This is a genomic window from Pseudarthrobacter kochi, assembly GCF_055412805.1.
Map to the genome: position 1 here is coordinate 1 of NZ_JBVAYV010000044.1, position 12,616 is coordinate 12,616.

Below are 12,616 nucleotides of genomic sequence, written 5' to 3' on the forward strand. Positions count from 1 at the left end.
TCAGAAAAAAAAACACAGAGGAGGCTTCCCCTCCTGGTTCTCCACGTGCCCCTGTGACCCTCCTTCTATGTCTAGAGCAGCAGAACTAGATCTTGCTGTTCCGTTTCTTCCGTTCCGGCCAGGGGCCGACCTTGTCCTTGGTGACTTCGGTCCCGCCATGGCTGCCCGCGTCCGCGAGGTCGCCCACCTTGTGGACCTTCAGCATGTTCGTGGAACCGGCCTTTCCGGGAGGCGAACCGGCGGCGATGACCACCATGTCGCCGTCCTCGACGAGGTCCATGTTCAGCAGGCTGCGGTCAACCTGTGCGGTCATCTCGTCGGTGTGGCCCACCATCGGGACCAGGACCGGCTGGATGCCCCAGGTCAGCGCAAGCTGGTTCCAGACGTGCTCCACCGGGGTGAAGGCGAACACGGGGCGGATCGGACGCAGCCGCGACAAACGCCGCGCTGAGTCACCGGACTGGGTGAAGGTACAGATGTACTTCGCATCCAGCTGGTCGGCGATTTCGACGGCGGCACGGGTGATGGCTCCGCCGCGGGTCTTCGGCTTGGTGCCCAGCGGGGGGACGCGCTCCAGGCCGTGGACCTCGGTGGATTCGATGATCCGGGCCATGGTCTTGACGGTCTCGATCGGGAACTTGCCCACGCTGGTCTCGCCCGAGAGCATGACTGCATCGGCGCCGTCGAGGACGGCGTTGGCGCAGTCGGAGGCCTCGGCGCGGGTCGGCCGCGGGTTGTCGATCATGGATTCGAGCACCTGGGTTGCCACGATGACCGGCTTGGCCCAGCGGCGTGCGAGTTCGACGGCGCGCTTCTGCACGATCGGCACTTCCTCAAGGGGAAGTTCCACGCCGAGGTCGCCACGGGCCACCATGATGGCGTCGAAGGCGTCGATGATTTCAGGGAGCTGCTCAACAGCCTGCGGCTTCTCGATCTTGGCGATTACCGGGACGCGGCGGCCTTCTTCGTCCATGATCTCGTGGACGCGCTTGATGTCCGAGGCGTCGCGGACGAAGGACAGGGCCACCATGTCCACACCGCGGCGCATCGCCCAGCGCAGATCGTCCTCGTCCTTTTCACTCAGTGCTGGGACGTTGACGGCAACTCCGGGCAGGTTGATGCCCTTGTTGTTCGACACGTAGCCGCCAACGATCACCTGGGCGACCACCTTGACGTCGTCGACGTCGATGGCCCGGAGGGCCACCTTGCCGTCGTCGATCAGGAGCGCATCGCCGGGATTGACGTCCTCGGTGAGGCTCTTGAGGGTCGTGGAGCAGATGTCCTTGGTGCCCGGGACGTCCTCGGTGGTGATGGTGAACGTGTCGCCGACGGCGAGCAGGTGCGGTCCGTCGACGAACCGGCCGAGGCGGATTTTCGGCCCCTGCAGGTCAGCCATGATAGCCACGGCCTTGCCGAGCTGGCCGGCCGCCTTGCGGACGTTCTCGTACGTGGTGTCGTGTACGGCGTAGTCGCCGTGGCTCATGTTCATGCGGGCAACGTCAACCCCGGCCTCCAGAACGGCGATAGTGTTCTCAAAGCTCGCGATTGCCGGTCCGAACGTGGCCACTATTTTAGCGCGTCTCATATACCTACCCTAGTAGTCGATTGCATGGATGAAGTTGTAGGCGGTATCGGCCGGGGCCGGCCGCCGGGAAACAACTGCGACTTACAGGACGGCCATGGCCCGGTCGGTCGGGGCCACGGGGGCCGGAAGGATGGTGCTGCCCATCAGGAACTTGTCTACCGCGGCGGCGCAGGCGCGTCCCTCGGCGATGGCCCAGACGATGAGCGACTGGCCGCGGCCGGCGTCTCCGGCCACGAAGATGCCTTCCGTGTTGGTCATGTAGTAGCCGTCACGGGCCACGTTGCCGCGGCCGTCGAACTCGGCGCAGACCTGCTCGGTGATCCCGGCCGGCTCCGGCCCGGTGAAGCCCAGGGACAGGAAGACCAGGTCCGCCGGGATGATCCGCTCCGTGCCGGCCTTCGGGAGGCGCTTGCCATCGACGAATTCGGTTTCGGCGACCTTCACTCCGGTCAGTTTGCCGTTCTCGCCGACGAACTCCACGGTGGAGGCGAGGTAGGTGCGTTCGCCGCCTTCCTCGTGGGCGCTGGCAACTTCAAACAGGGTGGGGAACGTCGGCCACGGCTGGTGGCCGGCGCGCTCCGCCGGCGGCTGCTTGCCGATCGCGAGGGTGGTGACGGACGCAGCCTGGTGCCGGTGTGCGGTGCCGAGGCAGTCCGCGCCGGTGTCGCCGCCGCCAAGGATGACCACATGCTTGCCGGCGGCGTTGATCTGGTTCTCCACCGTCTCCCCCGCCACCACGCGGTTGGCCGGGACGAGGTAGTCCATCGCGAAGTGCACGCCCTCGAGCTCGCGGCCCGGGATCGGCAGGTCACGCGGGACGGTGGCGCCGGTGGCCACCACGACGGCGTCGTACCGGCGGCGGAGCTGCTCCCACGTCACGTCGGTGCCGACGGCGACGCCGGTCCGGAAGCGGGTGCCTTCGGCCTTCATCTGCTCCAGGCGGCGGTCGACGTGCTCTTTTTCCATCTTGAAATCGGGGATCCCGTACCGCAGGAGGCCGCCGATCTTGTCATCGCGCTCGTAAACGGCGACGGTGTGGCCCACCCGGGTCAGCTGCTGGGCGACGGCGAGTCCGGCGGGACCGGAACCGACGACGGCGACCGTCTTGCCGCTGAGGCGGGCCGGCGGCAGCGGGTTGACCCAGCCGTTCTCGAACGCCTGGTCCACGATCGAGACCTCAACCTGCTTGATGGTCACGGCAGGCTGGTTGATGCCCAGCACGCAGGACGCCTCGCAGGGTGCCGGGCAGAGCCGGCCGGTGAATTCGGGGAAGTTGTTGGTGGCGTGCAGCCGCTCCATCGCTTCCTCGCCCTTGTCCCGCCAGATGAGGTCATTCCACTCCGGGATGAGGTTGCCCAGCGGGCAGCCCTGGTGGCAGAACGGCACACCGCAGTCCATGCAGCGGCCGGCCTGGGCCTTGAGGACACCCTTTTCCTGGGCCTCATAGACTTCCTTCCAGTCCATGATGCGGACCGGAACGGGCCGGCGGGGCTGGGTTTCGCGCTGACGTACTTTCAGAAATCCGCGTGGATCAGCCACCGGTCACCTCCAGGATTCGAGACCAAACTTCTTCGCCGTCGGGGTCAAGGCCCTCTTCGATGGCGTCAAGGCGGGTTTGCAGTACGGCCGCGTAGTCGCGCGGCAGCACCTTGGTTATGCGGGCTGCGGTGTCGTCGAAGTTCTCCAGCAGCCGTGCCGCAAGCAGCGATTCGGTCTCCTCGGAGTGCTTCAGCAGCAGTCCATGGACAATGTCGCGGTCCTCGGCGTCCAGTTCGCGCAGCTGCAGCTCACCGGATTCCAGGGCCTGCTTGTTGACGCGTTCGGTCTGCAGGTCCAGGACGTAAGCCGTGCCGCCGGACATGCCGGCACCGAAGTTGCGGCCGGTGCGCCCGATGATGAGCGTCTGGCCGCCGGTCATGTACTCGCAGCCGTGGTCGCCGATTCCTTCGACCACCGCGGTGGCGCCGGAGTTGCGGACCATAAAGCGTTCGCCCACCTGGCCGCGCAGGTACATCTCGCCGCTCGTCGCGCCGTAGCCGATGACGTTGCCGGCAATCACGTTGCGCTCCGCCGGGAACACGTTGGTGCGGTCCGGCCGGACGATGATGCGCCCGCCGGAAAGGCCCTTGCCGACGTAGTCGTTCGAGTCACCGAACATCCGCAGTGTGATGCCGGCCGGCAGGAAGGCACCGAGCGACTGCCCGGCGGTGCCGGTCAGCGTGATGTCGATGGTGTCCGTGGCGAGCACGTCCGTGCTGAAGGTCTTGGTGACCTCGTGGCCCAGCATCGTGCCCACGGAGCGGTCCGTGTTGATGACGTCGACGGCGATCTTGACCGGGGTCCGGTCACTCAGGGCTTCCGCGGCCATCGCGATCAGGCGCTGGTCGAAGTGCTTGTCCAGCTCATGGTTCTGGCCGGTGAGGTTGCGCAGCGGGGCGTCGTCATCGAACTCGAGCCCGTGCAGGATCGGGTCCAGGTCCAGCCCCTCGGCCTTCCAGTGGTTGATCGCCTCGCGGGTGTCGAGCATTTCGGCGTGGCCGATCGCTTCCTCGATAGTGCGGAAGCCAAGCCCGGCCAGGATCTCGCGGACCTCCTCGGCAAGGAATTCGAAGAAGTTCACCACGAATTCCGGCTTGCCGTTGAACCGGGAGCGCAGCTCGGGGTTCTGCGTCGCGACGCCCACGGGACAGGTATCCAGGTGGCAGACGCGCATCATGATGCAGCCGGACACCACCAGCGGGGCGGTGGCGAAACCGAATTCCTCGCCGCCGAGCAGCGCGGCGATCACAACGTCGCGGCCGGTCTTGAGCTGGCCGTCCACCTGCACCACCACGCGGTCACGCAGGCCGTTGAGCATCAGGGTCTGCTGGGTCTCGGCGAGGCCAAGCTCCCACGGCACACCGGCATGCTTCAGCGAATTCAGCGGCGAGGCGCCGGTTCCGCCGTCGTGCCCGGAAACCAGGACGACGTCGGCCTTGGCCTTCGTGACGCCGGCCGCCACCGTGCCGATCCCGACCTCGGAGACCAGCTTGACGTGGACGCGGGCCGAGGGGTTGGCACGCTTCGCATCGTAGATCAGCTGGGCGAGGTCCTCGATCGAGTAGATGTCGTGGTGCGGGGGCGGGGAGATGAGTCCGACGCCGGGCGTCGAGTGCCGTGTCCGCGCCACCCAGGGGTAGACCTTCTGCGCCATCAGCTGGCCGCCTTCGCCGGGCTTGGCACCCTGCGCCATCTTGATCTGGATGTCATCGGCGTTGGTCAGGTACAGGCTGGTCACGCCGAACCGGCCGGAAGCGATCTGCTTGACCGCCGAACGGCGGGTCGGATCGAGCAGCCGGTCCACGTCCTCGCCGCCTTCACCGGTGTTGGACTTGCCGCCCAGCCGGTTCATGGCGATCGCGAGGGTTTCGTGGGCCTCCTGCGAGATGGAGCCGTAGCTCATCGCGCCGGTGGAGAACCGCTTGACGATGCTGGAGACGGACTCCACTTCCTCGAGCGGGACGGCAGGGCGCAGCCCGGCCTTGAACTTCAGGAGCCCGCGCAGGGTCATGAGGTTCTCGGACTGGTCGTCCACACCACGCGTGTAGGCCTTGAAGATGTCGTACCGGCGCTCACGCGTGGCGTGCTGCAGCCGGAATATGGTTTCCGGGTTGAACAGGTGCGGCTCGCCGTCGCGGCGCCACTGGTACTCGCCGCCGCCCATCAGAGCCTGGTGCGGCTGCTCGATGCCGTTCTCCGGGTACGCCATCCGGTGGCGTGCCGCGACCTCGGCCGCGATGACCTCGAGGCCGACGCCGCCCAGCTGCGAGTGCGTGCCGGAGAAGTACTCGTCCACGAGGTCCTGGCCAAGGCCAAGGGCTTCGAAGGTCTGGGCCCCGGTGTAGGAGGCCACGGTGGAGATGCCCATCTTGGACATGATCTTCAAGACACCCTTGCCGAGGCCCTTGATCAGGTTGTAGACACCGTCCTGCGCGGTCACACCGACGACGTCGCCGGTGGAGATGAGCTGCTCCACCGATTCCATGGCCAGGTAGGGGTTCACGGCGGAGGCGCCGTAGCCGATCAGCACGGCCACGTGGTGCGTCTCGCGGACATCGCCGGCCTCCACGACGAGGGCGGTCTTAGTCCGGTTGGCGCTGCGCAGCAGGTGGTGGTGCACGGCGCTGACCAGCAGCAGGGACGGGATCGGCGCCCACTGGGCGTTGGAGTCACGGTCCGAAAGCACAACGTACTGCACGCCGCGGTTGATGGCGCCGGAAACCTGCTCGCAGATTTCGGTCAGCCGGGCGCGCAGCGCGTTCTCGCCGCCTTCGGGGCGGTAGAGGCCGCGGACCTTCATGGCGACGCGGTCGCCGTCGGCGTTCTCGATGTTCCCGATCTTGGCGAGCTGGTCGTTGTTGATCACGGGGAACGGCAGCGAAACCTGCGGCTGGCGGACCTGTTTGGTGTCCAGGAGGTTGCCGTTGGGCCCGATGGCGCAGGTCAGCGAGGTGACAAGTTCCTCGCGGATGGCGTCCAGCGGCGGGTTGGTGACCTGCGCGAAGGACTGCACAAAGTAGTCGAACAGCAGCCGCGGCCGCTTGGAGAGCACGGCCACGGGAGTGTCGGATCCCATGGCCCCGAGCGGCTCGGCGCCCGTGCGGGCCATCGGGCCGAGCAGGATCTTCAGTTCCTCGGTGGTGTAGCCGAAGGTACGCTGGCGGATGTTCACCGAGGCCGCGGTGTGCACCACGTGCTCGCGTTCGGGCAGGTCCTTCAGGTCGATCAGGTTTTCCTTGACCCAATCGGCCCACGGGTTGGCTGCCGCCACCTCGGCCTTGACCTCGGCGTCATTGATGATCCGTCCGGCGTCCGTGTCGACAAGGAACATCTTGCCCGGTGAGACGCGGCCCTTCTTGACCACCTTCGAGGGTTCGACGTCGATCACGCCGACCTCGGAGGCAAAGATGATCAGGCCGTCCTCGGTGATCCAGAACCGGCCAGGGCGCAACCCGTTGCGGTCCAGTGTGGCGCCGACGAGGTTTCCGTCGGTGAAGGAGACGGCGGCGGGGCCGTCCCACGGTTCCATCAGCATGGAGTGGTACTCGTAGAAGGCGCGGCGGGCAGGATCCATCGTGGCGTGGTTTTCCCAGGCCTCGGGGATCATCATCATGATCGAGTGGGTGATCGGCCGGCCGGAGAGCCAGAGCAGTTCCGCGACCTCGTCGAAGGACGCCGAGTCGGAAGCGCCCGGGGTGCAAATCGGGTACAGCTCCTCGGGTGAATCCCCCAGCAGCGGGTTGGCCAGCTGCGACTGGCGGGCACGCATCCAGTTGCGGTTTCCCTTGACTGTGTTGATTTCGCCGTTGTGGGCGATGGTCCGGAAAGGCTGGGCCAGCGGCCAGGACGGGAAGGTGTTGGTGGAGAAGCGCGAGTGGACGATCGCAAGCTTGGTCTTGAAGCGCTTGTCCGAAAGGTCCGGGTAGAACGGCTCGAGCTGGGCCGTGGTCAGCATGCCCTTGTAGACGATGGTCCGGGAGGACAGCGACGGGAAGTACACACCGAACTTGTTCTGCGCGCGCTTCCGGATCCGCCACGCACGGGAGTCGAGTTCGTTGCGCTCCAGCACTTCCCCGGTGCTGGAGGCAAAGAACGGCTGGGAGAAGTACGGCATGCAGGCCCGGGCCATCGCCCCGACGAGGTCAGCGACGATCGGCACCTCACGCCAGCCGAGGACCGTCATGCCCTCGTCGGCGGCAAGGCTTTCGATGCCCGCCTTGGCGGCGTCGGATTCGCGCTTCTCGGCCGGCAGGAAGGCCGTGCCCACCACGAACTGACCGGGGGCGGGAAGCTCGAAGTCGGTGACTGCACGGAAGAACTCGTCCGGGACCTGCATAAGCAGTCCCGCGCCGTCGCCGGTGCCTTCGTCGGCGCCCACGGCGCCGCGGTGCTCGAGGTTGCGCAGGGCGGTCAGGGCGGCGTCAACGATGTCATAGCCCGGCTCCCCCCGCAGCGTGGCGATAATGGCGAGGCCGCAGGCGTCCTTCTCCTGCTCGGGGTTGTAGAGCCCGGCCGCTTCGGGAAGTGCCGCGAAGCGCTTGAAAGGTGACATGGCGGCCTCTTGAGGCTCGGACCAACTGGGGCTGTGCAGGGTTTGGGTCATGGGAGACGTCCTTCCTCCTGATCGTGCGTATGGGAGGGACAACATTGGCCCGCATCGGTGCGCCGGCGTGACGGGCACAACAAAGTGTTTTCTTATTCGAATTGTAGGTCAGCGACGCTTCCTGCACTAACAGTTACGCGGCCGCCGGCCTGGGCTTGCGCGAAACAGCCACTGTCTGCTGTCCGCTGCCTTCCCTGTTGCCACGACGCTGTGGAAACGGGCTCTGCGAGGGGTGACTCCGCGGCCCGGTTTGCCGGGGCTGAGCTATTTGGTGCCCTCAGCATCCGGCGCGGTTCCAGTGGCCTGGTGGCCGGGTGTTCCGGCCCCCGGTGTTCCCGTGGCAGGCTTGGTGCCGCCAGTGGATTCCTTCGCCGTTTCAGCTGGGGCGGAAACGTGGCCTGGACCGCTTTGGTTCTCAGGGAGATTATCACGCGATTCACTATCTGAGACAGCGGAATCCGAATGGCGGACACCTGCAGCGTCAGCCGGAACGGTGGCCGGCTCCCTGTTTGCCGCGTCGCTGTCCGCCTCGGCCTCGGCGTCCGGGTTCCCGTCGGCGTCGGCGTCAGTCCCGGCCGGCTCGCGGCCCGGCAGGTAGACGGTGTCGGGCCCCGTGCGCTTGCGCAGGCCCAGGATGATGAACGCGGCCAGCGCGCCCAGCAGCACGAAGATGGACGTCCACACGTTCAGGCGGGTGGTGATGCCGAACAGGTTGATCTGCTCGGCGTCGTCGATCCGCATCGCTTCGATCCAGACCCGGCCCAGCGTGTAATAGACCGCGTACAGGCAGAAGAGCCGGCCCCGGCGGAAGCGGAACTTGCGGTCGAGCAGCAACAGAATGCCGACGCCGGCCAGATTCCAGAGGGATTCGTAGAGGAACGTCGGGTGGAAGAGTGTGTCCGCAGCCATGCCGGGAGGGAAGTTCGGGTTGTCAGCGTCGATCTGCAGGCCCCACGGGAGTGTGGTGGGGCCACCGAACAGTTCCTGGTTGAAGTAGTTGCCCCAGCGGCCGATCGCCTGGGCCAGCAGCAGTCCAGGCGCCGCGGCGTCCATGAAGGCGCTCAGCTTGACCCCCGCCTTGCGGCAGCCGATCCACGCACCCACGGCGCCCAGCAGCACGGCGCCCCAGATCCCCAGACCCCCGCGCTGGAGCTGCGGGATCAGGGACAGGTCGCCGGTGCCGTCGAAGCCGGGGCCGAAGTACGCGTCCGGTGAGGACACCACGTGGTAGAGCCGGCCGCCGATGATGCCGAACGGGATGGCCCAGATGGCGATGTCCCAGACGCTGCCCTCCGGGGCGCCGCGCTTGGCCCAGCGGACGGAGGTGACCCACAGGCCGACGATGATGCCGAGCAGGATGCACAGGGCGTAGGCGTGGATGCGCAGTGACCCCCATGGCAGCGGGATGTCGAAGCCGGACCAGTCCGGGCTCGGAATGCTCGCGGGGATCATCGCTGCCGCGTGGAGGACTGACTGCATGTGTTTAAGCTTCTTCCCTGGTGAGGCCGGTGCTGAGGTCTTTCGTCAAGGACGCTACCGCATCCACGCCGCCGTCGCCGATGGCCACGACCAGCGCGGTACCGACGATCACGCCGTCCGCGTAGGCGGCGATCTCGCGGACCTGCTCCGCGTTGGACACGCCCAGACCGACGCAAACATGTTCGGCGCCGGCGGCGCGCGCGGCAGCCACAACGTCCTTGGCTGCGGAGCTGACCGAGGTGCGGGCGCCGGTGACGCCCATGATCGAGACCGCGTAGACGAAGCCGCGGCTCGCCTCGACGGTGCGCTTCATGCGCTCCGGCGAAGAGGACGGCGCCACGAGGAACACCCGGTCCAGGCCGTACTTGTCCGAGGCCGCCATCCATTCGGACGCTTCATCGGGGATCAGGTCCGGGGTGATGAGCCCTGCTCCCCCGGCGTCGGCGAGCTGGCGGGAGAATTCATCGACGCCCATCCGGACAACAGGGTTCCAGTAGGTCATGACCAGCACGGCGGCGTCGGTCTTGCTCGTGATGCCGCGGACAACGTCGAAGACCTGCTTGACGTGGAAGCCCTTGGCGAGGGCCTCCGTGGTGGCGGCCTGGATAACAAGGCCGTCCATCACCGGGTCGGAGTACGGGATGCCGATTTCGATCAGGTCCGCGCCGTTTTCCGCGAGGGCGATGCCGGCCGCGATGGTGTCCTCGACGCTCGGGTAGCCGGCGGGCAGGTAGCCAATGAGGGCGGCGCGGCCCTGGGCCTTGGCGCGGTCAATGGCCGCAGCCGATTTGCTGGCGGCGGTCAGGCTGCCTCCGGCGCTGGCTTCGACGTGGTTCACAGCTGCTCTCCCTCCGTGGCGATCTCGTGCTCGGGTGAATCCTCGTCCAGCAGGTCGAACCATTCAGCAGCGGTGGCCACGTCCTTGTCGCCGCGGCCGGAGAGGTTCACGATCACGATCTTCTCTGACGCATTGCTTGAGCCTGCGGCCATAGCTTCGGCGGCCAGCCGCTGGCCGACTTTGATGGCACCGGCCAGTGCATGCGCCGACTCGATGGCCGGGATGATGCCCTCGGTGCGGCAGAGCAGCCGGAACGCGTCCATTGCCTCGCTGTCCGTGATGGGCTCGTAGCTGACGCGTCCGATGTCCGCGAGGTAGGCGTGTTCCGGCCCGACGCCGGGGTAGTCCAGGCCTGCGGAGATGGAGTGCGATTCGATGGTCTGGCCGTCGTCGTCCTGCATCAGGTAGGAGCGGGCGCCGTGCAGCACCCCGGGCTTGCCGAGCGTGATGGTGGCGGAATGGCGTCCGGTTTCGACACCCTCGCCGCCGGCTTCGAAGCCATAGATCCTGACCGAGGGATCGTCCAGGAAGCCGTGGAAGATGCCGATGGCGTTGGAGCCGCCGCCGACGCAGGCGCAGACGGCGTCGGGCAGGCGGCCGGTCTGCTCCAGGATCTGGGCGCGGGCCTCCTCGCCAATAACCTCGTGGAAGTACCGGACCATGGCCGGGAACGGGTGCGCCCCGGCAGCGGTGCCCAGCAGGTAGTGCGTGGTGTCCACGTTGGCGACCCAGTCGCGGAGGGCCTCGTTGATGGCGTCCTTGAGCGTCTGGGAGCCGTTGGTCACCGGAATGACGGTGGCTCCGAGGAGCTCCATCCGGGCAACGTTGAGGGCCTGCCGGCGGCAGTCTTCGGCGCCCATGTAAACGACGCATTCCAGGCCCATCAGGGCGGCCGCGGTGGCGCTGGCGACACCGTGCTGCCCGGCGCCGGTCTCGGCGATGATACGGGTCTTGCCCATGCGCTTGGCCAGGAGTGCCTGGCCCAGCACGTTGTTGATCTTGTGCGAGCCGGTGTGGTTCAGGTCCTCGCGCTTGAGGAAGATCCGGACGCCTCCGGCGTGCTGCGCGAAGCGGTTCGCCTCGGTCAGCAGCGAGGGCCGGCCGGAGTAGTTCTTATTCAGATCGGCGATCTGCGCGGTGAACCCGGGATCGGCTTTGGCTTTCTCGAAAGTGTCTTCGAGCTCATCCAGGGCGGCGATGAGGGACTCGGGCATCCACCGGCCGCCGTACGACCCGAAGTAGGGTCCGGGGGCGTGCCGCAGGGATTCTCCACCCTGCAGGAACGCGTCCACGGCGCTTTCGTCTGAGCTGGCTGCTGGCGCATCGACCATCAGTCTCACCATCCTGTTCCACTGCTAATTAGATCTGGGTGCTGCACGGAGGCGCCGCATGCTCCCGCCGGGCGTTGCCCGTCCGGAGCACGGGTCAGGATCGTGCGGCGATTTCTTCTGCCCCGGCGGCCATGAATTCGGCGATCCGCTCCCGCGGGGTCGCGTCGCTGACCAGGGCTTCGCCCACGAGGACGGCGTTGGCGCCGTTCGCGGCGTAGTGCCGGACGTCGTCGACGCCGCGGACGCCCGATTCGGCGACGACGAGCGCGCCGGCGGGGATGCCTCCGGCGAGTGCGGCGAAGACTGAACGGTCGACGTCGAGCGTCTTGAGGTTGCGGACGTTGACGCCGATGATCCGGGATTCGGCAGCAACAGCCCGCTCGATTTCTTCTGCAGTGTGCGTCTCGACGAGCACGTTCATGCCGAGTTCGCGGCTGAGGGCGCTGAACTCGCGCAGTTGCGCATCGGACAGGGACGCCACGATCAGCAGGACGAGGTCGGCCCCGTGTGCCCGGGCTTCCCAGATCTGGTACTCGTCGATCATGAAGTCCTTGCGCAGCAGCGGGATGTCCACGGCTGCCCGGACGGCGTCGAAATCGGCGAGTGAACCGTTGAAGCGGCGCTGTTCAGTCAGGACGCTGATCGCGGCGGCCCCGCCGTCGGCGTACTGCACGGCGAGGGAGGCGGGGTCCGCGATGCTCGCGAGGTCCCCCTTGGACGGGCTCCGGCGCTTGATCTCGGCGATGACCTTCAGCTGCGCACGCGTTGCCGATGCGCCGCCGAGTGCGGTCCATGCATCGCGTGCGGGCGGGGCGGCGGCGGCGCGCTCCTTTAGCTCGGCGAGCGTCACGAGGCGCCGGCGGGACTCCATATCCTCCCTGACACCGGCATTGATGTCATCGAGAACGCTCACCCTTAGTGGCCGGAGTTCTTCAGCTTGCTGCCGCCCACACCGTATCCGGCCTTGCGCATGGCGAAGCCGATGATCAGGCCGATCACCATAACAACGCCACCCGCGATGAAGATCGTGGTGTTGGCGATGACAAAGGCGATGGACATGATGAGCGCGCCGACGAGCATGACCAGGACGGTGGTCCAGGCTGCCGGGCTGTTGCCGTGGCCGGTCGGTTCGCCGTGATCGACGTCGTCGTACGAGTAGCCGGTGCCGGCAGCGGGCTTGGGTGCGGAAACAGGGGCATTGCTCATTGGAATCTCCTCAGGGTGAATACTGCTTACATTCT

Annotated in this window: 8 protein-coding genes; all 8 read right to left on the reverse strand. The window is 66.9% G+C overall.

Translation table 11 applies throughout. The features are described 5' to 3' along the window. Positions 1-85 precede the first annotated feature (85 nt). Positions 86-1,585, reverse strand: a complete 1,500-nt coding sequence (gene pyk, locus ACZY0Y_RS16755) for a pyruvate kinase (RefSeq protein ID WP_463885263.1) — start codon at positions 1,583-1,585, stop codon at positions 86-88. Between the two features lie 81 nt (positions 1,586-1,666). Then, a complete protein-coding gene (locus ACZY0Y_RS16760; RefSeq protein ID WP_463885265.1) occupies positions 1,667-3,124 on the reverse strand; it encodes a glutamate synthase subunit beta in 1,458 nt (485 codons plus the stop codon). Further along, complete coding sequence (gene gltB / locus ACZY0Y_RS16765; protein WP_463959275.1) at positions 3,117-7,727, reverse strand: glutamate synthase large subunit; 4,611 nt, start codon at positions 7,725-7,727, stop codon at positions 3,117-3,119. Before gltB ends, ACZY0Y_RS16760 begins: the two co-directional genes overlap by 8 nt. 264 nt (positions 7,728-7,991) lie before the next feature. Further along, positions 7,992-9,206 carry a prolipoprotein diacylglyceryl transferase gene (gene lgt, locus ACZY0Y_RS16770; RefSeq protein WP_463959277.1) on the reverse strand — a complete coding sequence of 405 codons (1,215 nt, stop codon included), beginning with the start codon at positions 9,204-9,206 and terminating at the stop codon, positions 7,992-7,994. A 4-nt stretch (positions 9,207-9,210) separates the two neighbouring features. Beyond that, a complete protein-coding gene (gene trpA / locus ACZY0Y_RS16775) occupies positions 9,211-10,044 on the reverse strand; it encodes a tryptophan synthase subunit alpha (protein WP_463885272.1) in 834 nt (277 codons plus the stop codon). Continuing rightward, complete coding sequence (gene trpB / locus ACZY0Y_RS16780) at positions 10,041-11,375, reverse strand: tryptophan synthase subunit beta (RefSeq protein WP_463885274.1); 1,335 nt, start codon at positions 11,373-11,375, stop codon at positions 10,041-10,043. Before trpB ends, trpA begins: the two co-directional genes overlap by 4 nt. A 94-nt stretch (positions 11,376-11,469) precedes the next feature. Beyond that, positions 11,470-12,288 (reverse strand): indole-3-glycerol phosphate synthase TrpC, encoded by an 819-nt coding sequence (gene trpC, locus ACZY0Y_RS16785; protein ID WP_463885276.1) that lies wholly within the window; start codon positions 12,286-12,288, stop codon positions 11,470-11,472. A gap of 2 nt (positions 12,289-12,290) precedes the next feature. Beyond that, positions 12,291-12,581 carry an HGxxPAAW family protein gene (locus tag ACZY0Y_RS16790; protein ID WP_463885278.1) on the reverse strand — a complete coding sequence of 97 codons (291 nt, stop codon included), beginning with the start codon at positions 12,579-12,581 and terminating at the stop codon, positions 12,291-12,293. Positions 12,582-12,616 lie beyond the last annotated feature (35 nt).

What these genes read in the sequence shown, in the direction of transcription:
- pyk (WP_463885263.1), bottom strand. Translation starts at nt 1,585, where the DNA reads ATGAGACGCGCTAAAATAGTGGCCACGTTCGGACCGGCAATCGCGAGC.
- ACZY0Y_RS16790 (WP_463885278.1), bottom strand. Translation starts at nt 12,581, where the DNA reads ATGAGCAATGCCCCTGTTTCCGCACCCAAGCCCGCTGCCGGCACCGGC.
- lgt (WP_463959277.1), bottom strand. Translation starts at nt 9,206, where the DNA reads ATGCAGTCAGTCCTCCACGCGGCAGCGATGATCCCCGCGAGCATTCCG.
- gltB (WP_463959275.1), bottom strand. Translation starts at nt 7,727, where the DNA reads ATGACCCAAACCCTGCACAGCCCCAGTTGGTCCGAGCCTCAAGAGGCC.
- trpB (WP_463885274.1), bottom strand. Translation starts at nt 11,375, where the DNA reads ATGGTCGATGCGCCAGCAGCCAGCTCAGACGAAAGCGCCGTGGACGCG.